This window comes from Aminobacter sp. HY435, assembly GCF_027568395.1.
Taxonomy (GTDB): domain Bacteria; phylum Pseudomonadota; class Alphaproteobacteria; order Rhizobiales; family Rhizobiaceae; genus Aminobacter.
In genome coordinates, this window is the sequence record NZ_JANKZL010000007.1 from 168,694 (window position 1) to 190,260 (window position 21,567).

Here is a 21,567-nt window from a genome sequence, read left to right on the forward strand (position 1 = left end):
GATGCGGCCAACGAATTGACTGTTTCGGAGGAACTATGAGCGGATCAAGCCCGGCAGGCGGTGGCACTTTTGTGTGGGCCGACCCTTTCCTGATTGAAGACCAGCTGACCGAAGACGAGCGCATGGTGCGCGACGGCGCGGCGGCGTTTGCAGCCGACAAGCTCGCTCCGCGCATCGAGGAGGCCTATCTCGAGGAGAAGGCCGATCCGTCGATCTTCCGCGAAATGGGCGAGGCTGGCCTGCTCGGCATTACCGTTCCTGAGGAATATGGCGGCCTTGGCGCCAGCTACGTCACCTACGGCCTCGTCGCGCGCGAAGTCGAGCGCGTCGATTCGGGCTATCGCTCGATGATGTCAGTGCAGTCGTCTCTGGTGATGTACCCGATCTATGCCTATGGCTCGGAAGAACAGCGCAAGAAGTATCTGCCCAAGCTCGCTTCGGGCGAATGGATCGGCTGCTTCGGCCTGACCGAGCCGGACGCAGGTTCCGATCCGGGCGGCATGAAGACCCGCGCTGAAAAGACGGCCAATGGCTACAAGATCTCCGGCGCCAAGATGTGGATTTCCAACGCGCCGATCGCCGACGTGTTCGTCATCTGGGCCAAGTCGGCAGCCCACGACAACCAGATCCGCGGTTTCGTGCTGGAAAAAGGCATGAAGGGCCTGTCGGCGCCGAAGATCGGCGGCAAGCTGTCGCTGCGCGCCTCGATCACCGGCGAAGTCGTCATGGACGGCGTCGAAGTCGGCGAAGACGCGCTGTTGCCGAATGTGTCGGGTCTCAAGGGGCCGTTCGGCTGCCTCAACCGTGCCCGCTACGGCATCTCCTGGGGGGCGATGGGCGCTGCCGAGGACTGCTGGCACCGCGCCCGCCAGTACGGCCTCGACCGCAAGCAGTTTGGCAAGCCGCTCGCCGGCATGCAGCTCTACCAGAAGAAGCTGGCGGACATGCAGACCGAAATCACGCTTGGCTTGCAAGCTTCGCTGCGCGTCGGCCGCCTGATGGATGAGGGCAAGTTCGCGCCCGAGATGATTTCGATCATCAAGCGCAACAACTGCGGCAAGGCGCTCGACATCGCCCGCGTCGCTCGCGATATGCATGGCGGCAACGGTATCCAGATCGGCTACCACATCATGCGCCACGCGCAGAACCTGGAGACGGTCAACACCTATGAGGGCACGCACGACGTGCATGCGCTCATCCTCGGTCGTGCCCAGACCGGCCTGCAGGCGTTCTTCTAAGCCGAATTTCATCTGAATTCTGCCTTGACGGCCGTGGGAGCGATCCTGCGGCCGTCATACATTGAGGCATGTTTGTTGAATGCGGATTTGCGCTACGCATTCGCTTCTGGGTTTAGTTGGTTCGAATATAATTCACCTGGAGCGCGTATTGTTTCAGGCTCTGTAACATCAGCCGCGCTGCTCGGCTTCAAATGGTTACAAGGCATCGCTACTTCCCGGACTGCGCGACAGTTTGCGTCGCAGGGCAGGGGAGCATCGATGACCGCGCATGAGAAGACCGGGAGCGCCGCCAGGGTTCTTTGGTTTGGCGACAACCTGATGACCATCCGGGTGCCGGCGAGCGCCGAAAATGACGGGGTCAGCATCATTCAGTGCCGCATGCCGCGCGGAGGTGCGACCCCTCTCCATGTCGAACTCAGCGGCGATGACATCATTCATATCCTGGAAGGCAGCATGCGTTTCCAGGTCGACGGCAAGGCTTTCCTGGCACATGCCGGCCAGACGGTGATGGCACCCAAGGGCATGCCCCACACGTTCCGGATCGAATCGGCGGAGGGCGCGTCGTGTCTCGTCGTTACCCAAGGCGGTGAATTCGAGCAGCTGATCCGCGAAATGAGCCTGCCCGAAGATGCGTTCATGCCGCAGGCCGGATTGGCGAAGGATCCGCGTGGCTTTGCACACGACAAGTTTCAGGTCATCGGCGCCCCGCTACCATAGCGCCGATGCTCGGCTGGACGGGTGCGGGGGCGTGTCCGTCCAGCCAACTCATTTCAAAGCTTGCAGCTGAACAATGGCTCGTCGAACGCCAGCGGATCGACGGCCAGGCCGAGCCCCGGCCCCTGTGGCGGAACCATCGCACCATCGGCGATGGCGAAGTCGCCGCCGGCGGAGGCCACCGTCACCCAGTTGTGGAAGTCGACCGTGTGCTGGCGCAGGTTTTCCGGCGTCGACATCATCAGCCCGCCATAGGCTGCCGTATCGACTTGCGCACCGCCCGTATCCTCGATCGTGACCTTCAGGTTCCCGATGCTTCGCTGCCCATAAACTGCGGCGCCAGCTCCTTCATCGCCTCGCCGGCGGCGAAGGCGGGGTCGTGGAAGCTGCCCGGCGGGGCCATCTCGCCATAGCCGGTCGCATCGTCCCTGCTGGATATTTCGACGATCGTCGAATCGAAGCCTTCTGCGCTGCGCCCGCCGGAGCAACGACAGGTGCCGCCACGAAACGGCTGCCACTGCCGGAAGATGCGGATGCTCGAAATGCTGGCGTCGCTCATGTCGTCCCCTGGCGCTGCTGATCCGACAGGCAGGATCGCCAGGCGCAATCGTTCGAAGTCAGGGAAGCGGCGCACGGCCAGGTCGCATCCTGACAGGCGCGGCTGGCGCTGTTTTCGCAAAATGCGCGAATTGTTTCAGATAACGGATACAGCTTTCGGTTTTGTCGAATTCGAACGGATACGGTGGCGCTTTAACCCGAGGCCACCGCGGCTCTTCCCGCCGCGCTGCTCGAAAAGGACAGACTATGACCATCAATGCGAAGACGGACAGCAACGGTGAATTGTTGTGGTTCAACGGCACCCTCGCCACCATAAAGGTATCTGGCGAGGCCGGTGCCGACACCATCAGCGTCATCGAACATCTGATGCCCTACGGTTCGGCCACGCCGCTGCACATCCACCGGAACGAGGACGAGGTGTTCCACATCCTCGAAGGTGTCATGCGCTTCAACGTCGAGGGCAAGGACTTCTACGGCCACGCCGGCCAGACCTTGCTCGCGCCGAAGGGCATACCGCACTGCTATCGCGTCATCTCGGCCGAAGGCGCGCGCTGCCTGACCATCACGACGCGCGGCGATTTCGAGCGCATGGTGCGCGAGGTCAGCGTTCCGGCCGAACGGGCGGAGATTCCGCCGCAGGAGATGCCTACCCCTGAGGTGATCGCGGCCCTTACCGAGGTTTGCGCACGCAACGGCATCGACATCATCGGCGCCCCGCTGACCAGCGACCGGCCTTAGCCGATCCGCGACGACGACCGGGCGCGGCACAGCGTCACCCGGTCGTCATCGGTGTCGCCTTTTTCATGGATTTTTCAGCCGCGCCGCGCGACAGTCCGCTTCCAAAGCGAAGCAGGAGAAACTGTCGATGACCAAAGCGTTCCTGGAGCACATGTCCTCGGAACTCGAAGGCCTGAAACAGGCAGGCCTTTACAAGTCCGAGCGCGTCATCACCTCGACGCAGTCGGCAGAGATCGAGGTTGCCGGCGAAAAGGTACTGAACTTCTGCGCCAACAATTATCTCGGACTCGCCGACAGCCATGATTTGCGCGACGCCGCCAAAAAGGCGCTTGATCGCTACGGCTACGGCATGGCTTCGGTGCGGTTCATCTGCGGCACGCAGGAAGAGCACAAGGAGCTCGAGGCAAAGCTGTCGGCCTTCCTCGGCACCGAGGACACGATCCTCTATTCGTCATGCTTCGACGCCAATGCCGGGCTTTTCGAAACGCTGTTGGGCGAAGAAGACGCAATCATCTCGGATGCGCTGAACCACGCCTCGATCATTGATGGCGTGCGCTTGTCCAAGGCCAAGCGCTTCCGCTACGCCAACAACGACATGGCCGCGCTCGAGGCAGAGTTGAAGAAGGCCGAGGGCAGCCGCTTCAAGCTGATCGCCACAGATGGCGTGTTCTCGATGGATGGCATAATCGCCAACCTGACGGGCGTCTGCGATCTAGCCGACAAGTACGGTGCGATGGTGATGGTCGACGACAGCCATGCCGTCGGGTTCGTTGGTGCTAACGGTCGTGGCACGCCGGAGCATTGCGGCGTCGAGGGCCGGGTCGACATCATCACCGGAACGCTCGGCAAGGCGCTCGGCGGCGCCTCCGGCGGCTACACGTCGGGCAAGCGCGAGGTCGTCGACTGGTTGCGCCAGCGCTCGCGCCCGTATCTTTTCTCGAACACGCTGGCGCCCTCCATCGCCGGCGCGTCGATCAGAGTGCTGGAGCTCATCGCCGAAGGTGGGACCTTGCGTGAAAAGCTTTATGACAACGCGGCCCGCTTCAGGTCCGGCATGGGCAATCTCGGTTTCAAGCTCGCCGGTGCCGATCATCCGATCATCCCCGTCATGCTTGGCGATGCAACACTCGCCCAGGAAATGGCGGCGCGCATGCTGAAGCGCGGCATCTATGTCATCGGCTTCTCCTTCCCGGTGGTGCCAAAGGGGCAGGCGCGTATCCGCACCCAGATGTCGGCGGCGCATTCGACTGCGGATATCGATAGGGCCGTTGCGGCTTTTGGTGAGGTTGGACGCGAATTGGGCGTTATTTCCTGAAACGACCGCACTTGGAAAAGTGATTCTGGATCAAGGGATTCCGAGGACTAAACGATGTCGAACATGATGCGCGCGCTGGTGAAGGCGAAGGCCGAACCCGGAATCTGGATGGAAGAAGTGCCAATGCCCGAGATCGGGCCGAACGACGTGCTGATCAAGGTCAGGAAATCGGCGATCTGCGGCACCGACGTTCATATCTATAACTGGGACGAATGGGCCCAAAAGACGGTGCCGGTGCCGATGGTGACCGGCCACGAGTTCGTTGGGACGGTTGTGGATTTCGGCACGGCGGTGAAGGACTACAAGGTCGGCCAGCGCGTCTCGGGCGAAGGGCACATCGTCTGCGGCCACTGCCGCAACTGCCGCGCCGGGCGCGGCCATTTGTGCCGCAACACGCTCGGTGTCGGGGTCAATCGTCCCGGCTCGTTCGCCGAATTTCTGGCGATCCCGCAACACAACGTCGTGCCGATCCCCGACGATGTGCCCGACGAGGTCGCAGCCATCTTCGACCCGCTCGGCAACGCCGTGCACACCGCGCTGTCGTTCGACCTGGTCGGCGAGGACGTGCTGGTGACCGGCGCCGGCCCCATTGGCATCATGGGCGCGCTGGTGGCGCAGTGCGTCGGCGCCCGCAAGGTCGTTATCACCGACATCAACCCCGTGCGTCTGGAACTGGCCAGGAAACTGGGCGTCCGTCATGTCGTCGACGCGTCCAAGGAAAAGCTGCGCGATGTGATGCGCGACGAAGGCATGACCGAGGGCTTCGATGTGGGTCTTGAGATGTCCGGTTCCGCCGTCGCCTTCCGCGACATGATCGACACCATGAACAATGGCGGCAAGATCGCCATTCTCGGCATTGCGCCGACCGGTTTCGAGATCGACTGGAACAAGGTCATCTTCAAGATGCTGCATCTCAAGGGCATCTATGGTCGAGAGATGTTCGAGACCTGGTACAAGATGATCGCGCTGGTCCAGGGGCCGCTTGACGTGAGCGGCCTGATCACCCATCGCATCGGCATCGACGACTTTCAGGCTGGTTTCGACGCCATGCGCAGCGGCAATTCCGGCAAGGTCGTGATGGATTGGTGACGTAAGGAAAGAAATTTCACTGTAAGGCGAATTTTTCGAACAAAAGCGCATTGTCAGTCGGGCCTGCGATTTGCTATCGAGGCTCGCTGTTCGACTGGATATGCCGATGCGCCGCCACATTCGTACCTTGACCGCCCGGCATGAGCCGAAAGGGCAGTTCCTGTCGCACCTCAAGTCGGGGTCGGGCGCGGTTGTCGGCCTGGCCGCCGTAGGCGGCCTGGCATCGTTCACCGGCCTGCCGATGTTGATCGCGCCGCTGGGCGCGACTGCGGTGCTTTTGTTCGGTCAGCCTGCCAGCCCCTTGGCGCAGCCGATCAACATCTTCGCTGGCTATTTCATCGCCACGCTGATCGGCGTGGCGGCTGCGATGACGTTCCCCGGCCTTTGGGAAGTGTCGGCGGTGGCGGTCGGCGTGTCGATTGCCTTGATGCTGATGTTCCGTGTCACCCACCCCCCGGCAGGAGCGATCCCTCTGGTGGCGACAGCCACGCCCTATCATGGCAGCACGCTGTTCATCGTCGTGCTGCTGAGTTGCGTCAGCCTGCTGGTGCTGGCGCTGGTGCATCACTGGATTCCGCCGCGCGCCCAGTACCCGCGCCGCGTCGACTGACGCTTTTCATATTGCCTTGATCGCCGGCCGCGCTCTAGCTTGGGCGTCAGGGAGAGCTTTGGCATGAGGCATCGGCGCAACTTGAATTCGGACGCGGGCGCATGAGCGACCGCCTCGTCTTGCTTGGAACCAAGGGTGGCCCGGCGATCCGCCCGGGCGGACCGTGGCCGACATCGACACTTCTTGAGCTGGGCGGCCGAACCATCGTCGTCGATTGCGGATTGGGCGTGACGCGCGGACTGACCGATGCCGGGGTTGCCCTCAAGGCGCTCGACCTGATCTTCGTCACCCACCTGCATTCCGATCATGTGCTGGAGCTCGGCCCACTCATCCACACCGCATGGACCGCCGGACTCGCCACCCCGGTCAAGGTATTCGGCCCGGCCGGCTTGAATCAATACTGGCGTGGGTTCCTGCAAGCGCTTGAATTCGATATCGAAACCCGCATCGACGATGAGGGGCGTCCGGACCTGCGCGCCATGGTCGAGATTGTCGAGTTCGATGAAGGGGACGTCACCCTCGAAGGCGATGTTCGGGTGACGGCGCTGCGCGTCGATCATCCGCCGGTGACCGATTGCTTTGCCCTGCGCTTCGATTGCGAAGGCAAGAGCGTCGTCTTTTCCGCCGACACCGCCTTCTTCCCGCCGCTCGCCGAATTCGCGCGCGGCGTCGACATCCTCTTGCACGAGGCCATGCTCGAGGAGGGCGTCGAGCGACTGGTCGCGCGCACCGGCAATGGCGCGCGGCTGAGGCAACACCTGATGGCCAGCCACAGCCTGGCCGGCGAGGCCGGCGAGATTGGGGCGCGCGCCCGGGTCGGCCGCCTCGTGCTCAACCACCTCATTCCGGCCGACGATGCCGAGATCAGCGAGGCCCACTGGATCGAGGCTGTCAGGAAAACCTGGGCAGGTCCCTTGACGATCGGTCACGACGGGCATGTTGTTGCACTCGGGGGCGACCATATCGGGATTCGGGAGGATCGAGATGAAACTGGCAACGCTGAAGAACGGCTCGCGTGACGGCAAACTGGTCGTCGTATCGCGTGACCTGACGCGCTACACCGACGCATCCTTCCTCGTACCAAGCCTGCAGGCCGCGCTCGACGATTGGCGACGGATTTCGCCACATCTGGCGTCGCTCGCGCAGTCCCTGGAGGTTGGCTCGGTACCCTCCGCGCGCTTTCACGAGCATGACGCGCATTCGCCGCTGCCCAGGGCATTCCAGCGAGTCGGTGGCGGCGACGCCATCGTTGGCCCGCGCGATGCCATCGAGCTTGCCGGCAAGGCCCGCGACGCCAAGGTCGAAGCGGCCGCGGCGGTGGTTGTGGCGGATGTCGCCATGGGCGCAAGCGAGGCGTCGGCGCTCGAGTCCGTCGCGCTCGTCGTGCTTTGCGTCGACACCGTGCTGGACGGTGGCCAGATCGGCACGTCGGCCCTGTCGCCAGTTGCAGTGACAACCGACGAGCTCGGGGCCGCCTGGGATGGCGCGGTGCATCTTCCCCTTTTCGCCGGTGCGCGCACCGTGGCTTCGACGGGGTCGACCAACTTTCCGAAGCTGATCGCCGAGGCGGCCGCAGGACGTTCGTTGATTGCAGGCGCTGTCGTCAGGGGGCAGGTCGAAACGCTTGCGGTCTCGCTTGGCGATACGGTGCGGGTTGAAATGAAGGACAAGGCCGGTCACTCGATTTTCGGTGCCATCGAACGGCTTGTCGGCCGTTTCGAACAGCCTTTGCCCTGAGCGCTCGGGCCCGGCCGTCATGCGGATGAGCGAACATTTCCGCCGCATGGCGCGGAACAATCTGTGGTCCAACGACCGCATTTACCGCGCCATGGCAGCGTTGCAGCCCGGCGAGTTCGAAGCCGAACGCACGAGCTTCTTTCCCTCGCTCAGGGAGACGCTCAACCACATCCTCTCGGTCGACCTGTATTACCTCGACATGATCGAGGAGGGCGGTGAGGGGCGGAAGGTTTTCCACCGCTTTGTCGATTTTGACGATCCCGCAGCGCTCGCCAAGGCGCAGGGGGCGTTCGATCGGCGACTTGTCGCCTGTTGCGACCGTCTCGGCGAAGCCGATCTTGACCGCCACGTCCTGTCGGACCGCGGTGAAGCAGGCCAGATCCCCGAGCGTATCGGCGACCTTCTGGCGCATCTGTTTCTTCATGAAATCCATCATCGCGGGCAGGTCCACGCGATGTTGTCGGGCACCTCGGTCGCGCCGCCGCCGCTCGACGAGTTCTTTCTCGACTACGACCTGAGGTTTCGTGGCGAGGAGGTCGAGCGGCTGGGGTTAGGCTGACGAAGAAGTCAGCCCTTGTTCTGCTGAATCGCCAGATAGAGGTTGGTGCAGCGCGTGCCGGAGCGGCAATAGGCGAAGACCGGGCCCTCCATCTCGTCCAGTGCGTCCGCCATGTCGGCGACATTGTCGCCGGTCATCTGGCCACTGATTACCGGAATGTAGCGGAACGTCAGGCCTGCAGCTTCGACAGCCGCCTTGACGCTGTCGGCCGAAGGCTGGCCTGGCTGCTCATTGTCGGGGCGATTGCAGATGACGCTCTTGAAGCCGGCAGCCTTGATGGCTGCAACTTCGTCCGGCTCGATCTGGCCGGAAACCGAGTACTCCTCGGTGATCTGGCGGTATTCCATGGTGTCCTCGCAGAATGTTGGCCGCCGACGCGGCGGGTCGGCGCGCCAGTCTTGCCACTGTCGGCGCATCGGGGCAACAGCTGTTGAGATGCGTTCGAGGCGAAGCGCCGGCCCGGAAGCCGGCGCCGTGTGCTCAGTGAGCTTCGCCCGAACCACCGATGGCGACGAGGCTGAAACTCCAAATGTTATTGCGTTACATGGAGGCTGAGGGCAAGAGACGAGTGATCCCGCCGTTTGCAGGCTGATCGGGGATGGGGATCCCGGCACGCCAGGGTGTTGAATCAGATTACGTGAATTGCGCTCTAACGTGCTGATATGTCGTGACGAACGGTGCTCGGGCGGGCGTCCTCAATCACCTTCGATCGCCTTCCGTATCGTGGCGATGTTGCCGGTCATCATGTCGATGTAGGTCGCAGCCGGCCCGTCAACCCTGGACAGTGCGTCCGAATAGAGTGTTCCGCCGACCTTGACGCCGGTTTCGGCGGAAATCTGCTCGATCAGCCTTGGATTGGTGATGTTCTCGACGAAGATGGCGGATGCCGCGTCGCCGCGCACCTGCTTGATCAGGGCGGCGACATCGGCTGCCGACGCTTCCGCTTCGGTCGAAATGCCTTCCGGTGCAAGGAAGGTCAGCCCATAGGCGTCTTCGAAATAGCCGAAGGCGTCGTGCGAAGTGATGATGGCGCGTTTGGTTGCGGGAATGGCTTCGACCGTGGCCTTCACGTCTGCCTCTGCCGCATCGAGCTTGCCGGCATAGGCCGCGGCATTCGCCTTGTAGGTGTCGCAGCCCGACGCATCGGCCGCACAAAAGGCGTCGGCAATGTTCTTCACATAGACCTTGGCGTTGGCGATCGACTGGAACGCGTGCGGATCGATATCGCCGTGGTCGTGACCGTCATCGGCCTGTTCGCCTTCGGCGGCGTGGTCGTGCGCTTCCTGCATCTTCCGCGGCATGACGCCCTTGGTCAACTCGACGACGGACGCCTTGGTCGCGCTCGCCTCTACCAGCCGCTTGAGGAAACCTTCGAAATTCAGGCCGTTGACCAGAACCACATCTGCCCTGGACATGCTGACGGCATCGGCCGGCGAGGGTTCGTAGACATGGGCGTCGCCGTCAGGGCCGACGAGCGTTGTCAGTTCGATGCGGTCGCCGCCAACATTGTTGGCGAGGTCGCCGATGATCGAGAAGCTCGCCACCACCTTCAACGGCTCCGCCGAAGCGGAAGCGGACCAGAAATTTAATGTTATAACGCTCATCGCGGAGGCGAAAGCAATCTTTGTCAGCATGAAGTTCTCCCGTCTTGGGGACCAGAAAATCGAAATCAGGCGGTGCGGTGGCGATGGCGGCGAAGCTTGGTGTTGAAGACGCCGCGCGTGCCGAAGAAGATGGACGCCAGGTAGATCACGCCGGCCGACAGAATGATCGCCGGGCCTGAGGGCAGGGAGGCGTGATACGAGATCAGCAGTCCGGCAATGCACGACACGGCGCCAAACAGGAACGCAACCAGGCACATCGGCTCGACCCGCGCCGTCCAGAAGCGGGCGGCCGCAGCCGGCAGCATCATCAGCCCGACCGAAAGCAACGTGCCAAGCGCCTGGAACCCGCCAACGAGATTGAGCACGACAAGGCCAAGGAAGATGAAGTGCACCGGCGTGCCCAGCCGGCTGACCGAACGCAGGAACAGCGGGTCGAGGCATTCGGTGACCAACGCGCGCCAGAAGATCGCCAGCGTCAGCAAGGTGATGCCAGAAATCAGCGCGATCAGCGTCAAGGCGTCGTCATTGAGCGCCAGCACGGTGCCGAACAGCACATGCATCAGATCGACGCTCGAGCCGCGCAGCGACACGATGAGCACGCCGAGCGCCAGCGAAATCAGGTAGAAGGCCGCCATCGAGGCGTCTTCGCGCTGCACCGTGAAGCGCGACACGGCACCGGCGCCGAGCGCCACGATGACCCCGGCGATCAGCCCGCCTATGGTCATCGGAACGATCTGCAAGCCGTAGAGCAGGAAGCCGGCGGCGGCCCCCGGCAGGATGGCGTGGGCCATCGCGTCACCGGTCAGGCTCATGCGCCTCAGCATCAGGAACACGCCGACCGGGCAGGCACCGAGCGCCAGCATCAGAGACCCGGCAAGGGCGCGCTGCATGAAGCCGAATTCGGCAAAGGGAGCGATCAGGAAATCATACATGGTCAGGCTGCCCGCGGGCCGGATTCATGGTCGGGGCGGTCGTGGACGTCGCCATGCTCATGATGATGGTGGTCGTCGTGGTCGTGCGCATGGTCATGCGAATGGCCGTGGACCGGCTCGCACCACGGTGCATCGTCGTGCCAGGCCTCGTCGAAACGGCGTGCCTTCAGCAGGTTTTCGGACCTCAGCGTGTCGAGGGTCTTGCCCCAGGCAACGGGATGGCGGGCAAGCAGCAGCGTGTCGGGAAAATTGGCGCGAACCAGTTCGAGATCGTGCGCGACCACCATCACCGTACGGTTCTCGCCGTGCCAGCGCTTGATGAGCGCGATGAGATCGCCGACCGTCTTGGCGTCGACGGCATTGAACGGCTCGTCGAGCAGGATGATGTCGGCGTCCTGGACGAGCACGCGGGCAAACAGCGCGCGCTGCAGCTGGCCGCCAGACAGGGTATCGATCGCCCGCTTCTCGAAGCCTTCGAGACCAACGGCCATCAGCGCCTTGGCGACCGCCTCGCGATCGTCGCGGGTAAAGCGGCCGAGCAATCCGCGGCGAGGCCAAAGCCCGAGTGATACGAGATCGATGACGCGGGCGGGAAAGCTGCGGTCGAGCTCCGATTGCTGCGGCAGGTAGGCGATGCGCTTGCCCGGCGAAATGGTGCAACTGCCCGCCATCGGCTTCAGCACGCCGACGATTCCCTTCATCAAGGTCGATTTGCCCGAACCGTTGGCGCCAACAATAGCGGTCAGCGACCCGGTGCGGATCGAGCCGTTCAGGTGATGGACCGCTGGATGGCTGTTGTAGCCAAGGGTCAGGTCCTTGAATGTCAGGCAGGCGTCGGTCATCGGCGTGTCTTGCTGCGACTGATAATATGGAGACTGGATATGTGATGTTATTACATTAGTCAACGCGGCCGCCGCGACAATGTCGTGGATTTGGCTGGTGAAAACGGCTGTGACGGCGGCTGGACCACGGAATTTGGCCATTGCGGCCTTGCGTCCAAGGGCTTGCGAAATCTACAAGGGCGCCACCCCAACGGAAGGAGACCACCATGAGCATTCGTCGTATCGATGTCGGCCCGCGCATGAGCCAGATCGTCATCCACAACAACACCGTCTACCTGGCCGGCCAGGTTGGCGCGCCGGGCGAAAGCGTCGCCGCTCAGACCAAGGCGATCCTCGCCGAGATCGACGCGCTACTGGCCAAGGCCGGCACTGACAAGACCAAGATCCTGCAGGCCATCATCTGGCTCGACGACATGTCGACCTTCGCCGAAATGAACTCGGTGTGGGATGGCTGGGTGCCGCAGGGCAACACGCCTGCGCGCGCCACCGGCGAAGCCAAGCTCGCCGCGCCGGAATACAAGGTCGAGATCATCGTCACGGCTGCCGCCTGACGCGTCCAGCCGGGGGCGTTCGCGTTCTCGGCAGGCATTTCGCATCAACGCCGCGCGTCCCTGGACGTGCGGCGTTCTTGTTTGAAGGTGCCTAGCGCAATTCCAGGAAAAGTGTGACGCGGTTTTCCGTTCGGAATTGCGTCAAAACAAGGAGATAGAGCGTTTTCGCGATTCGAAGAAAAGCGAAAATGCTCTAGCTGTCCGAAGGCGTGAAGCGGGCGACCACCGCATGCGCGTTGGCCGGATAGGTGAAATGCACATGCGTCACCGGATGCTCGGCGCTCCAGGTCCGGCGTTCGATGACAAGACAGGGCGCGCCCGGCGCGAGATTGAGGTCGGCCGCGATCTCGGCGGCGGCTGCGGTTGCCCGGATGACATGCTCGGCCGCGCTCCACGGGACGCGGTCAATCAGCCACGGACCTGGCGCCGCCTCGGCGAAGCGCTCGTCGCCGGCGCCTGGCACCGCCGCGAGATTGATCAACCGGTCTTCCAGGCAAAACGGCCGCGAGCCGGCATAGTGCAGGCATTGCAGCGCCATGATCTGGCCCGGCGCCGAAGTGCCCAGGCCCAGTCTTTCGCGGTCGGATGCGGTCGCCCGTCGCTTGGACTGGGCAATCAACTCGTAGCGGTAGGGCAGGCCGAGCGCCTCGACTTCGATGCGGATGTCGTGGATTTCGAGCACCGCCGCCTGCGACCGTGGCCGCCGCACGAAGCTGCCGGAGCGCCGTCGCCTTTCAATCAGCCCGGCCTTGGCCAGTTGTGACAGCGCCTTGTTCACCGTCATGCGCGAGCAGCCATACTGCTCGGTCAGTTCATGCTCGAAAGGGATGCGATAGCCCGGCTCCCATTCGCCCGAAACGATGCGGTCCCGGATGTCGTTGAGGATGCGCTGGTACAGTGACGGCGAGGCTTCCGCGCCCGCCGTATCGTCTGAAATTTCGGCTTCTCCAGTCGAATCAGCCACAGAAACTCCTTCGCCTAAGCCGCGGACAGTTCAATCATCACGGCGCGGAACCTTGCCGCAATAGCCTCGCGGCGGAAATGTGCGCCGTTGGTCACAACCTTGCGGCCGCGGACCCAGACGCTGTCGATCCGGTCTGCGCCGGCAAAGATCGCGGCGTCGAGAATGGCGTCGCCGCTCTTGCCGGCGAGCGTCGGATGGTCGGCGTCGAGCGAGACCAGATCGGCCGCAGCGCCCTTGGTGACACCTGCGGGGCCTGCACCCAGGGCCTGCGCCGCGCCGGCAAGTGCCGCATCGAACAGCGCGCGTCCGGTCGACTGGCCGGCGGCGGCAAGCACATTGCGGGCGCGGTGGGCGAGGCGCTGCGAATATTCGAGCATGCGCAGCTCGCCGCCGACGCTGATCTCGACATTTGAATCCGAGCCGACACCGAACCTGCCGCCATGTTCGGCAAACAAAGGCGCCGAAAAGACGCCGTCGCCGAGATTGGCCTCGGTGATCGGGCACAGACCGGCCACAGCACCCGTGCGGGCCAGGGCGATCGTCTCCGTCTCGGTCATGTGCGTGGCGTGGATCAGGCACCAGCGCCCGCTCACATTGGAGTGGCCGAGCAGCCATTCCACCGGGCGAGCGCCCGACCAGGCAATGCAGTCCTCCACTTCCTTCACCTGCTCGGCGATGTGGATGTGGATCGGACCGCGCGTCATCGCGGTCACGGCGGCAAGCTCCTCCGGCGTCGCGGCGCGTAGGCTGTGCGGGGCGAGACCTAGCACTGCCCCATCGATGCCTTTCAGCGCTTCGCTGCATTTCTCAAAAAGCCTTGCGAAGCGATTCGTATCGTTGATGAATCGCCGCTGGCCGGGATTGGCCGGCGCGCCGCCGAAGCTCGAATGGGCGTAGAATACGGGTAGCAATGTCAGGCCGATGCCGGTTTCGGTCGAGGCGGCCGCGACGCGTTCGGCCATCTCGGCGATGTTGGCATAGGTGCTGCCGTCGCGGTCGTGGTGCAGATAGTGGAACTCGCCGACGCGGGTGAAGCCTGCTTCAAGCATTTCGACATAGAGTTGTGCCGCCACCGCCTCGACCTGCTCCGGGGTCATCGACAGCGCGAACTTGTACATCACCTCGCGCCAGGACCAGAAGCTGTCGGTGGAAGGTCCGCGAATTTCGGCCAACCCCGCCATGCCGCGCTGGAAGGCGTGGCTGTGCAGGTTGGGCATGCCGGGGATGATAATGGCGTGGCGTTCGTCGCCGGGCTGCGGCGTTGCATCAGGCTGGACGGTGGAGACCATGCCGTCCGCTATCTCCAGTCTCACATTTTCCTGCCAGCCATCCGCCAGCAGCGCCCTCTGCGCATAGATCGTCGCCATCGTTTTCCTCACCCTGTTTGCGACCCGCACGATACCACTTGCATCGCATTCCAATATGTATATACATAATAGCAGTTGGAGGAAATGAAAAAGATCATGGCTGGAGAGCAGTCAGCAGTGAGGATCTGGCGCAATGCGCGGCTGGCGACCCTCATCGAGGGGGCGCCGGATCTGGGCAGGGTGGAGCGGGGCGCGATTGCCGTTCGCGATGGGCGCATCGCCTTTGCCGGGCCTGAAGCCGACATGCCCGCCGATCTGGTGGTGGGCGCGGAGACCGTCGATTGTGCAGGCCGCTGGATCACACCCGGCCTGATCGATTGCCACACCCATCTCGTCCACGCCGGCAATCGCGCCAACGAGTTCGAGATGCGTCTTGCCGGCGCGACCTATGAAGAGGTGGCGCGGGCGGGGGGCGGCATTATTTCCTCAGTCAAGGCGCTGCGTGCAGCCTCCGAAACCGATCTGGTGGCGCAATCCCTGCCGCGTCTCGATGCGCTGATCGCCGAAGGAGTGACGACCGTCGAGATCAAGTCCGGCTACGGCCTCGACATCGACAACGAAACCAAGTCGCTGCGCGCTGCGCGGCAGCTAGCCGGCAAGCGCCCGGTCACCGTTCGCACCACCTTCCTCGGCGCCCATGCGCTGCCGCCGGAAGCCAATGGTGACAAGGACGCTTATGTCGACCTCGTCGCCGGTCCGATGCTGGAGGCGATCGCCTCTCAGGGGCTCGCCGATGCGGTCGACGGATTCTGTGAAGGCATCGCGTTTTCGCCAGACCAGATGGCCCGCGTCTTCGATGCGGCCGTGGCCAAGGGCCTGCCGGTCAAGCTCCACGCCGACCAGCTGTCCAATCTCGGCGGCGCCGCACTTGCCGCCAGTTACGGCGCACTGTCGGCCGATCATCTCGAATACACCGACGACGCGGGTGCCGCCGCAATGGCGAAAGCGGGCACGGTCGCCGTTATCCTGCCCGGCGCCTTCTACTTCATCAGAGAGACGAAAAAGCCGCAGGTCGACCTGTTTCGCAAGCACGGGGTGAAAATGGCGGTCGCCACCGACAACAACCCCGGCACGTCGCCCCTCGCGTCGCTGCTTTTGACGATGAATATGGCGGCCACGCTGTTTGCGATGACCGTCGAGGAGTGCATCGCAGGCACCACCCGCGAAGCAGCGCGTGCGCTTGGGCTGTTGGCCGAAACCGGCACGCTCGAAGCAGGCAAATGGGCGGACATGGCCATCTGGGACATCGAGAGCCCGGCCGAACTTGTCTATCGCATGGGGTTCAACCCGCTCCATGCCCGTATCTGGAGAGGAAAATGACCACGCTCGTTCTCAAGCCCGGTAGCGCAACGCTTGCCGATTGGCGTGCCATCTATCGTGGAGCCATCCCGCAGCTCGATCCGGCCTGCCGGCCCAGGATCAAGGCCAGCGCCGAGACGGTGGCGCGGATCGTCGCCAAGGGCGAACCGGTCTACGGCATCAATACTGGTTTCGGTAAGCTCGCCAGCGTTCGCATTCCGGCATCCGACCTCGAAACCCTGCAGCGCAACATCGTGCTCAGCCATGCCGCCGGCGTCGGCGAGGCGATGCCCGTCGCTGTTGCGCGCCTGATGATGGCGCTGAAACTCGCCAGCCTCGCACAGGGCGCTTCGGGCGTGCGCGAGCAGACCATCGACCTGCTGCAGCAAATGCTTGCCAGGGACGTCATCCCGGTCGTCCCGGCGCAGGGCTCAGTCGGCGCGTCAGGCGATCTCGCACCGCTCTCGCATATGACTGCGACAATGATCGGCGTTGGCGATTGCCATACGCCGCACGGCATCGTGCCAGCCAAGGTGGCCTTCGTCACGCATGAACTCGAGCCGATCACGCTGGGTGCCAAGGAGGGGTTGGCGCTTCTCAACGGCACGCAGTTTTCGACGGCCTACGCGCTTGCCGCCCTGTTTGAGGCGGAAAACCTGTATCAGTCGGCGCTGGTCACCGGCGCGCTCTCGACCGACGCCGCCAAGGGCTCGGACGCGCCGTTCGATCCGCGCATCCATATGCTGCGCAAGCATCCAGGCCAGATCGAGACCGCCGACACGCTGCGCAACCTGATGGCCGGCAGCGCCATTCGCGAAAGCCACCGGGTCGGTGACGAGCGTGTGCAGGACCCGTATTGCCTGCGTTGCCAACCACAGGTGATGGGCGCTGCGCTTACCTTGCTGCGCCAGGCGGCCGACACGCTCGGCACCGAAGCCAATGGCGTCACCGACAATCCGCTGATTTTCACCGAGGACGACACCGCACTGTCCGGCGGCAATTTCCACGCCGAACCGGTGGCCTTCGCCGCCGACATGATTGCGCTGGCCGTCTGCGAGATCGGCTCGTTGTCGGAACGCCGCATCGCCATGCTTGTCGACCCGGCACTTTCGGGCATGCCGGCGTTCCTCACGCCGAAGCCCGGCCTCAACTCCGGCTTCATGATCCCGCAGGTCACGGCAGCGGCGCTCGTTTCCGAAAACAAGCAGAAGGCCTATCCGGCCAGCGTCGACTCGATCCCGACCTCGGCCAACCAGGAAGACCATGTTTCCATGGCCGCCCATGGCGCCCGCCGACTGCTTGGCATGATCGAAAACGCCAATGGCGTGCTCGGCATCGAGCTGCTTGCGGCAGCCCAGGGTTGTGACTTCCATGCGCCGCTCGCCTCCAGCGAAGCGCTCGAGGCGGTGCGCAAGATGGTGCGGGCCCAGGTGCCGCATCTCGACGACGACCGCCATTTCCATCCCGACATGGAGAAGGCCATCGCATTGGTTCGCTCAGGCGCGATTGTTGATGCAATCGCCGGCGTCGAACTGCCAGCAGTCTCGGGGGCGCCGGCATGAGTGAAACCTCCTGGCTGGCGGTAAAGCGGGGCGATGCGCCGCTTCTGGTCAGCATTCCGCATACCGGAACCGACCTTGTCGGGCTCGATGATCGTTTCGTCACGACATGGCTTGCGCGCCGCGACACGGACTGGTGGATCGACAAGCTTTACGATTTCGCCGAAGGCCTTGGTGCGACAGTGGTGCGGACGTCCGTGTCGCGCTCGGTCATAGACGTCAACCGCGACCCTTCCGGCGCTTCGCTTTATCCGGGGCAGGCGACGACTGAGCTTTGCCCAACGACTACGTTCGACGGCGATGCACTCTACAAGGTGGAGCATCAGCCGGACGCAGACGAGATAAACCGGCGTCGCGTTGCCTATTTCGAGCCCTATCACGCTGCCCTGGAGAGCGAAATCTCGCGCCTCCGCGCGCTGCATCCGAAGATCGTGCTCTATGACTGCCACTCGATCCGCTCGGTGATGCCACGCCTGTTCGATGGCCGGCTGCCGGTGTTCAATCTTGGCACCAACGACGGCACGAGCACCGATCCGGTGCTGCAGGACAAGGTCGCTGCGATCATGGCCGGAACCGGCAGGCCGTGGGTGGTCAATGGCCGCTTCAAGGGTGGCTGGATCACCCGTCACCATGGTCGTCCCTCCGAAGGGGTCCATGCCTTGCAGATGGAACTCGCCAATCGCGGCTACATGCTCGAGCCGGAAGGCAAGGGCGAACCGTCCAACTGGCCAGTGCCTTACGACGCCGAATTCTCCGCGCCGATCCGCGCGACGCTGACAGACATCCTCAAGACCGCGCTCGCCTGGGCGGGCAACTGACACACGCCAAGGGAGGTTTCCGCATGACCCAACATTCCCGCATCGACAATGCCCGCGTCATCCGCGCAGCGACGGGCACGGAACTGACCGCCAAGAGCTGGCTCACCGAAGCGCCGCTGCGCATGCTGATGAACAACCTCGACCCGATGGTCGCGGAAAAGCCGGGCGAACTCGTCGTCTATGGCGGCATCGGCCGCGCCGCCCGTGACTGGGACAGCTTCGACCGCATCGTAGCCGCCCTTCGCAAGCTGGAAGGCGACGAGACTCTGCTGATCCAGTCGGGCAAGCCGGTCGGCGTATTCCGCACCCACAAGGATGCGCCGCGCGTGCTGCTCGCCAACTCCAATCTGGTGCCGCACTGGGCCAACTGGGACCATTTCAACGCCCTCGATAAGAAGGGTTTGATGATGTACGGCCAGATGACGGCCGGCTCGTGGATCTATATCGGCAGCCAGGGCATCGTTCAGGGAACCTACGAGACCTTCGTCGAGATGGGCCGCCAGCACTTTGGCGGCGACCTCGCCGGCCGCTGGATCCTGACCGCCGGCCTCGGCGGCATGGGCGGCGCCCAGCCGCTGGCCGCGACCATGGCCGGTGCCGCCTGCCTCGCCATCGAATGCCAGGCGAGCCGCATCGAGATGCGCCTCAAGACCGGCTATGTCGACGTCCAGGCCAAGGATCTCGACGACGCGCTCGCCATCATCGACAAGGCCTGCAAGGAAAAGAAGGCGATTTCGGTCGCACTCCTCGGCAATGCCGCCGAAATCCTGCCGGAACTCGTCAGGCGCGGCGTGAAGCCGGATGCGGTGACCGACCAGACCTCGGCACATGACCCTGTCAACGGCTACCTGCCGATTGGCTGGACGGTGGCCGAGTGGGAAGACAAGCGCCAGCGTGACCCCAAGGCCGTGGAAAAAGCCGCGCGTGCGTCGATGGCGGTGCACGTCAAGGCGATGCTCGACTTCCACAAGATGGGCATCCCCACCGTCGACTACGGCAACAACATCCGCCAGGTGGCCAAGGAAGAGGGTGTCGAGAACGCCTTCGATTTTCCGGGCTTCGTGCCGGCCTACATCCGGCCGCTCTTCTGCCGTGGCATCGGACCGTTCCGGTGGGCAGCGCTTTCGGGCGATCCCGAGGACATCTACAAGACCGACGCCAAGGTGAAGGAACTGACCCCCGGCAACAAGCACCTGCACAACTGGCTCGACATGGCGGCCAAGCGCATCCACTTCCAGGGCCTGCCGGCGCGTATCTGCTGGGTCGGCCTCGGCGATCGCCACCGTCTCGGCCTCGCCTTCAACGAGATGGTCGCCAAGGGCGAGCTCAAGGCGCCCGTCGTCATCGGCCGCGATCACCTCGACTCCGGCTCGGTGGCTTCGCCGAACCGCGAGACCGAGGCGATGAAGGACGGCTCGGACGCCGTGTCCGACTGGCCGCTGCTCAACGCGCTGCTCAACACCGCATCCGGCGCAACCTGGGTGTCGCTCCACCACGGCGGCGGCGTCGGCATGGGCTTCTCACAGCATTCGGGCGTGGTCATCTGCGCCGATGGCACCGACGATGCTGCCCGCCGACTCGAGCGCGTGTTGTGGAACGACCCGGCAACGGGCGTCATGCGCCACGCCGACGCCGGCTACGACATCGCCGTTGACTGCGCCAGGGACAAGGGCCTCAACCTGCCCGGGATCTTGGGCTAACAATCCTGGGCTGACCATGCGCATCATCCGTCACGCCGACTGCCGCCCGATGCCGTGGAAGAACGGCGGCGGCGTGACGACCGAAATCATCGCGTGGCCGCCTGCGGCCGGGCTCGACGACTTCCACTGGCGCATTTCGATGGCGCAGGTGGCAGCCGGCGGCCCGTTTTCCGTCTTTTCCGGTATCGACCGCACGCTGACAGTGCTCGAAGGCACCATGCGGCTGGCGATCGAGGGCGCTGGCGAACACTTGCTGTCGCGGCATTCCGAGCCCTGCGTCTTCCCCGGCGATGTCGCAACATCCGCCAAACTGGTCGACGGCCCCGTGCTCGACTTCAACGTGATGACCCGCCGTGGAAGCCACAACCATCGGGTTCGCCGGCTTGAGCTGGCGCGCGAGGCCGATATTGAGGCGGGTGACGGGACGTTCCTGCTGTTTATCGCTTCCGGTGCGGCGCTCATCGGCGTTGGCGAGGGGACGATCGACCTCGGCGAGCGGGACACGCTGTGTCTCGATCCCGGCGCGGGAAGGCTCCGTATCGCGCCTGCCACGGCGGTGAGCCTGCTGGCCGTCAACATCATGTCATGGCGGCACCCTCCACTTTGCCGTGACGTCCGCTAGTTACTGGAGGACTGTTCCTTTTCAGGGACGGTAGGTCAGGCCGCCGGCCGAAACCGCGCGGCAAAGGGAGAAGCTGTGATGGACAACCACAGGGTCGGCTATTTCATCGGCAGTCTGGCGGCCGGTTCGATCAATCGCAAACTTGCCAAGGCTCTGGTTCGGCTAAAGCCGGAAACGTTGGAGATGGAAGAAATCTCGTTCCGCGACCTTCCGCTCTACAGCTATGACTACGACGCTGATTTCCCGCCCGCCGCCCGCGCATTCAAGGAGGCCCTGGCCAACGTCGACGCCGTGCTGTTCGTCACCCCCGAATACAACCGGTCCATCCCTGGCGGATTGAAGAACGCCATCGACTGGGCGAGCCGGCCCTACGGGCAGAATTCGTTCACCCGCAAGCCCTCGGCGGTGATCGGAACGTCGCCGGGTGCGATTGGCACTGCAGTGGCGCAGCAGAGCCTTCGCAGCGTGCTCAGCTTTTGCAATTCGCCGCAGATGAACGCGCCCGAGGCCTATATCCAGTTCAAGCCGGGATTGATTACCGACGACGGAGACGTGACGGTTCCGGACACCGCGAAATTCCTCGAGAGTTACATGTCCGAGTTTCACGCCTTCATCGACCGGGTCTATACGGTTCTGCCGCGCAGCAGGTGACGCTGGACCGGGTGCCTAACTCGGCAGGCGGTGCCCTGTTGAGGGCACTGCCTGACATATGCCCAATTTTGTTTGGCTGAACACGAAAAAGCCTGAATAC

The 21,567-nt window shown here is 63.7% G+C and carries 24 protein-coding genes; 16 read left to right on the forward strand and 8 right to left on the reverse strand.

Features of this window, described 5'->3' with window-relative positions; genetic code table 11:
• Nucleotides 1-35: 35 nt before the first annotated feature.
• Complete coding sequence (locus tag PCJ21_RS12185; RefSeq protein WP_269931670.1) at nt 36-1,238, forward strand: acyl-CoA dehydrogenase; 1,203 nt, start codon at nt 36-38, stop codon at nt 1,236-1,238.
• Between the two features lie 75 nt (nt 1,239-1,313).
• A complete protein-coding gene (locus PCJ21_RS12190) occupies nt 1,314-1,955 on the forward strand; it encodes a cupin domain-containing protein (RefSeq protein WP_269931671.1) in 642 nt (213 codons plus the stop codon).
• Between the two features lie 53 nt (nt 1,956-2,008).
• Here the strand turns inward: PCJ21_RS12190 and PCJ21_RS12195 are convergent, their stop codons facing one another.
• Both PCJ21_RS12195 and PCJ21_RS12200 read right to left on the reverse strand, forming a co-directional pair.
• On the reverse strand, nt 2,009-2,194 hold the full coding sequence (locus PCJ21_RS12195) for a hypothetical protein (RefSeq protein WP_269931672.1): 186 nt from the start codon (nt 2,192-2,194) through the stop codon (nt 2,009-2,011).
• Nucleotides 2,195-2,253: 59 nt separating this feature from the next.
• Entirely contained in the window at nt 2,254-2,511 is a 258-nt protein-coding gene (locus tag PCJ21_RS12200; protein WP_269931673.1) for a hypothetical protein, read from the reverse strand.
• Between the two features lie 245 nt (nt 2,512-2,756).
• Between PCJ21_RS12200 and PCJ21_RS12205 the strand changes: the two genes are divergently transcribed.
• The 7 genes from PCJ21_RS12205 (at nt 2,757) to PCJ21_RS12235 (ending at nt 8,558) form a co-directional block, all read left to right on the forward strand.
• Entirely contained in the window at nt 2,757-3,248 is a 492-nt protein-coding gene (locus PCJ21_RS12205; protein WP_269931674.1) for a cupin domain-containing protein, read from the forward strand.
• 127 nt (nt 3,249-3,375) lie between these two features.
• Nucleotides 3,376-4,563: a glycine C-acetyltransferase gene (locus PCJ21_RS12210; protein ID WP_269931675.1), complete on the forward strand. Its 1,188-nt coding sequence runs from the start codon at nt 3,376-3,378 to the stop codon at nt 4,561-4,563.
• A 54-nt stretch (nt 4,564-4,617) separates the two neighbouring features.
• Nucleotides 4,618-5,652: an L-threonine 3-dehydrogenase gene (tdh, locus tag PCJ21_RS12215; RefSeq protein WP_269931676.1), complete on the forward strand. Its 1,035-nt coding sequence runs from the start codon at nt 4,618-4,620 to the stop codon at nt 5,650-5,652.
• 106 nt (nt 5,653-5,758) lie between these two features.
• On the forward strand, nt 5,759-6,262 hold the full coding sequence (locus tag PCJ21_RS12220; protein ID WP_269931677.1) for an HPP family protein: 504 nt from the start codon (nt 5,759-5,761) through the stop codon (nt 6,260-6,262).
• A 101-nt stretch (nt 6,263-6,363) separates the two neighbouring features.
• Nucleotides 6,364-7,281: an MBL fold metallo-hydrolase gene (locus PCJ21_RS12225; RefSeq protein ID WP_269931678.1), complete on the forward strand. Its 918-nt coding sequence runs from the start codon at nt 6,364-6,366 to the stop codon at nt 7,279-7,281.
• Nucleotides 7,247-7,999, forward strand: coding sequence for a 2-keto-4-pentenoate hydratase (locus PCJ21_RS12230; RefSeq protein ID WP_269931679.1), 753 nt, complete (start codon nt 7,247-7,249; stop codon nt 7,997-7,999). Before PCJ21_RS12225 ends, PCJ21_RS12230 begins: the two co-directional genes overlap by 35 nt.
• Before the next feature lie 19 nt (nt 8,000-8,018).
• Nucleotides 8,019-8,558, forward strand: a complete 540-nt coding sequence (locus tag PCJ21_RS12235) for a DinB family protein (protein ID WP_269931680.1) — start codon at nt 8,019-8,021, stop codon at nt 8,556-8,558.
• 8 nt (nt 8,559-8,566) lie between these two features.
• Here the strand turns inward: PCJ21_RS12235 and PCJ21_RS12240 are convergent, their stop codons facing one another.
• The 4 genes from PCJ21_RS12240 to aztA form a co-directional block, all read right to left on the reverse strand.
• The gene (locus tag PCJ21_RS12240; protein ID WP_269931681.1) at nt 8,567-8,905 is read right to left on the reverse strand and encodes a TIGR01244 family sulfur transferase; all 339 of its coding nucleotides are present in this window, start codon (nt 8,903-8,905) and stop codon (nt 8,567-8,569) included.
• A gap of 348 nt (nt 8,906-9,253) precedes the next feature.
• Nucleotides 9,254-10,192, reverse strand: a complete 939-nt coding sequence (gene aztC, locus PCJ21_RS12245; RefSeq protein WP_269931682.1) for a zinc ABC transporter substrate-binding protein AztC — start codon at nt 10,190-10,192, stop codon at nt 9,254-9,256.
• A gap of 35 nt (nt 10,193-10,227) precedes the next feature.
• Nucleotides 10,228-11,094, reverse strand: coding sequence for a zinc ABC transporter permease AztB (gene aztB, locus PCJ21_RS12250; protein WP_269931683.1), 867 nt, complete (start codon nt 11,092-11,094; stop codon nt 10,228-10,230).
• A 2-nt stretch (nt 11,095-11,096) separates the two neighbouring features.
• Complete coding sequence (aztA, locus tag PCJ21_RS12255; protein ID WP_269931684.1) at nt 11,097-11,936, reverse strand: zinc ABC transporter ATP-binding protein AztA; 840 nt, start codon at nt 11,934-11,936, stop codon at nt 11,097-11,099.
• Between the two features lie 206 nt (nt 11,937-12,142).
• Between aztA and PCJ21_RS12260 the strand changes: the two genes are divergently transcribed.
• Nucleotides 12,143-12,487, forward strand: a complete 345-nt coding sequence (locus tag PCJ21_RS12260) for a RidA family protein (RefSeq protein WP_269931685.1) — start codon at nt 12,143-12,145, stop codon at nt 12,485-12,487.
• A 193-nt stretch (nt 12,488-12,680) separates the two neighbouring features.
• Here PCJ21_RS12260 and hutC read toward each other — a convergent pair whose 3' ends face one another.
• The gene (gene hutC / locus PCJ21_RS12265) at nt 12,681-13,451 is read right to left on the reverse strand and encodes a histidine utilization repressor (protein WP_269931686.1); all 771 of its coding nucleotides are present in this window, start codon (nt 13,449-13,451) and stop codon (nt 12,681-12,683) included.
• A gap of 14 nt (nt 13,452-13,465) precedes the next feature.
• On the reverse strand, nt 13,466-14,818 hold the full coding sequence (locus PCJ21_RS12270; RefSeq protein ID WP_269931687.1) for a formimidoylglutamate deiminase: 1,353 nt from the start codon (nt 14,816-14,818) through the stop codon (nt 13,466-13,468).
• A gap of 84 nt (nt 14,819-14,902) precedes the next feature.
• Here PCJ21_RS12270 and hutI point away from each other — a divergent pair, with 84 nt between their 5' ends.
• From hutI to PCJ21_RS12300, 6 genes are all read left to right on the forward strand, one after another.
• Nucleotides 14,903-16,138: an imidazolonepropionase gene (gene hutI / locus PCJ21_RS12275; protein WP_442866005.1), complete on the forward strand. Its 1,236-nt coding sequence runs from the start codon at nt 14,903-14,905 to the stop codon at nt 16,136-16,138.
• Nucleotides 16,135-17,679 carry a histidine ammonia-lyase gene (gene hutH, locus PCJ21_RS12280; RefSeq protein ID WP_269931688.1) on the forward strand — a complete coding sequence of 515 codons (1,545 nt, stop codon included), beginning with the start codon at nt 16,135-16,137 and terminating at the stop codon, nt 17,677-17,679. The genes hutI and hutH overlap by 4 nt, the downstream gene beginning before the upstream one ends.
• Nucleotides 17,676-18,494, forward strand: coding sequence for an N-formylglutamate deformylase (gene hutG / locus PCJ21_RS12285; protein ID WP_269931689.1), 819 nt, complete (start codon nt 17,676-17,678; stop codon nt 18,492-18,494). Before hutH ends, hutG begins: the two co-directional genes overlap by 4 nt.
• Nucleotides 18,495-18,517: 23 nt before the next feature.
• On the forward strand, nt 18,518-20,194 hold the full coding sequence (gene hutU, locus PCJ21_RS12290) for a urocanate hydratase (protein WP_269931690.1): 1,677 nt from the start codon (nt 18,518-18,520) through the stop codon (nt 20,192-20,194).
• 16 nt (nt 20,195-20,210) lie between these two features.
• The gene (locus PCJ21_RS12295; RefSeq protein ID WP_269931691.1) at nt 20,211-20,816 is read left to right on the forward strand and encodes a HutD/Ves family protein; all 606 of its coding nucleotides are present in this window, start codon (nt 20,211-20,213) and stop codon (nt 20,814-20,816) included.
• Between the two features lie 78 nt (nt 20,817-20,894).
• Nucleotides 20,895-21,467 carry an NADPH-dependent FMN reductase gene (locus tag PCJ21_RS12300; protein ID WP_269931692.1) on the forward strand — a complete coding sequence of 191 codons (573 nt, stop codon included), beginning with the start codon at nt 20,895-20,897 and terminating at the stop codon, nt 21,465-21,467.
• Nucleotides 21,468-21,567: the final 100 nt, after the last annotated feature.

Coding starts and splice junctions, on each gene's coding strand:
- PCJ21_RS12185 (WP_269931670.1), top strand. CDS start 36: ATGAGCGGATCAAGCCCGGCAGGCGGTGGCACTTTTGTGTGGGCCGAC.
- PCJ21_RS12195 (WP_269931672.1), bottom strand. CDS start 2,194: ATGATGTCGACGCCGGAAAACCTGCGCCAGCACACGGTCGACTTCCAC.
- PCJ21_RS12200 (WP_269931673.1), bottom strand. CDS start 2,511: ATGAGCGACGCCAGCATTTCGAGCATCCGCATCTTCCGGCAGTGGCAG.
- PCJ21_RS12205 (WP_269931674.1), top strand. CDS start 2,757: ATGACCATCAATGCGAAGACGGACAGCAACGGTGAATTGTTGTGGTTC.
- PCJ21_RS12210 (WP_269931675.1), top strand. CDS start 3,376: ATGACCAAAGCGTTCCTGGAGCACATGTCCTCGGAACTCGAAGGCCTG.
- tdh (WP_269931676.1), top strand. CDS start 4,618: ATGTCGAACATGATGCGCGCGCTGGTGAAGGCGAAGGCCGAACCCGGA.
- PCJ21_RS12220 (WP_269931677.1), top strand. CDS start 5,759: ATGCGCCGCCACATTCGTACCTTGACCGCCCGGCATGAGCCGAAAGGG.
- PCJ21_RS12225 (WP_269931678.1), top strand. CDS start 6,364: ATGAGCGACCGCCTCGTCTTGCTTGGAACCAAGGGTGGCCCGGCGATC.
- PCJ21_RS12230 (WP_269931679.1), top strand. CDS start 7,247: ATGAAACTGGCAACGCTGAAGAACGGCTCGCGTGACGGCAAACTGGTC.
- PCJ21_RS12235 (WP_269931680.1), top strand. CDS start 8,019: ATGCGGATGAGCGAACATTTCCGCCGCATGGCGCGGAACAATCTGTGG.
- PCJ21_RS12240 (WP_269931681.1), bottom strand. CDS start 8,905: ATGGAATACCGCCAGATCACCGAGGAGTACTCGGTTTCCGGCCAGATC.
- aztC (WP_269931682.1), bottom strand. CDS start 10,192: ATGCTGACAAAGATTGCTTTCGCCTCCGCGATGAGCGTTATAACATTA.
- aztB (WP_269931683.1), bottom strand. CDS start 11,094: ATGTATGATTTCCTGATCGCTCCCTTTGCCGAATTCGGCTTCATGCAG.
- aztA (WP_269931684.1), bottom strand. CDS start 11,936: ATGACCGACGCCTGCCTGACATTCAAGGACCTGACCCTTGGCTACAAC.
- PCJ21_RS12260 (WP_269931685.1), top strand. CDS start 12,143: ATGAGCATTCGTCGTATCGATGTCGGCCCGCGCATGAGCCAGATCGTC.
- PCJ21_RS12270 (WP_269931687.1), bottom strand. CDS start 14,818: ATGGCGACGATCTATGCGCAGAGGGCGCTGCTGGCGGATGGCTGGCAG.
- hutI (WP_442866005.1), top strand. CDS start 14,903: ATGAAAAAGATCATGGCTGGAGAGCAGTCAGCAGTGAGGATCTGGCGC.
- hutH (WP_269931688.1), top strand. CDS start 16,135: ATGACCACGCTCGTTCTCAAGCCCGGTAGCGCAACGCTTGCCGATTGG.
- hutG (WP_269931689.1), top strand. CDS start 17,676: ATGAGTGAAACCTCCTGGCTGGCGGTAAAGCGGGGCGATGCGCCGCTT.
- hutU (WP_269931690.1), top strand. CDS start 18,518: ATGACCCAACATTCCCGCATCGACAATGCCCGCGTCATCCGCGCAGCG.
- PCJ21_RS12295 (WP_269931691.1), top strand. CDS start 20,211: ATGCGCATCATCCGTCACGCCGACTGCCGCCCGATGCCGTGGAAGAAC.
- PCJ21_RS12300 (WP_269931692.1), top strand. CDS start 20,895: ATGGACAACCACAGGGTCGGCTATTTCATCGGCAGTCTGGCGGCCGGT.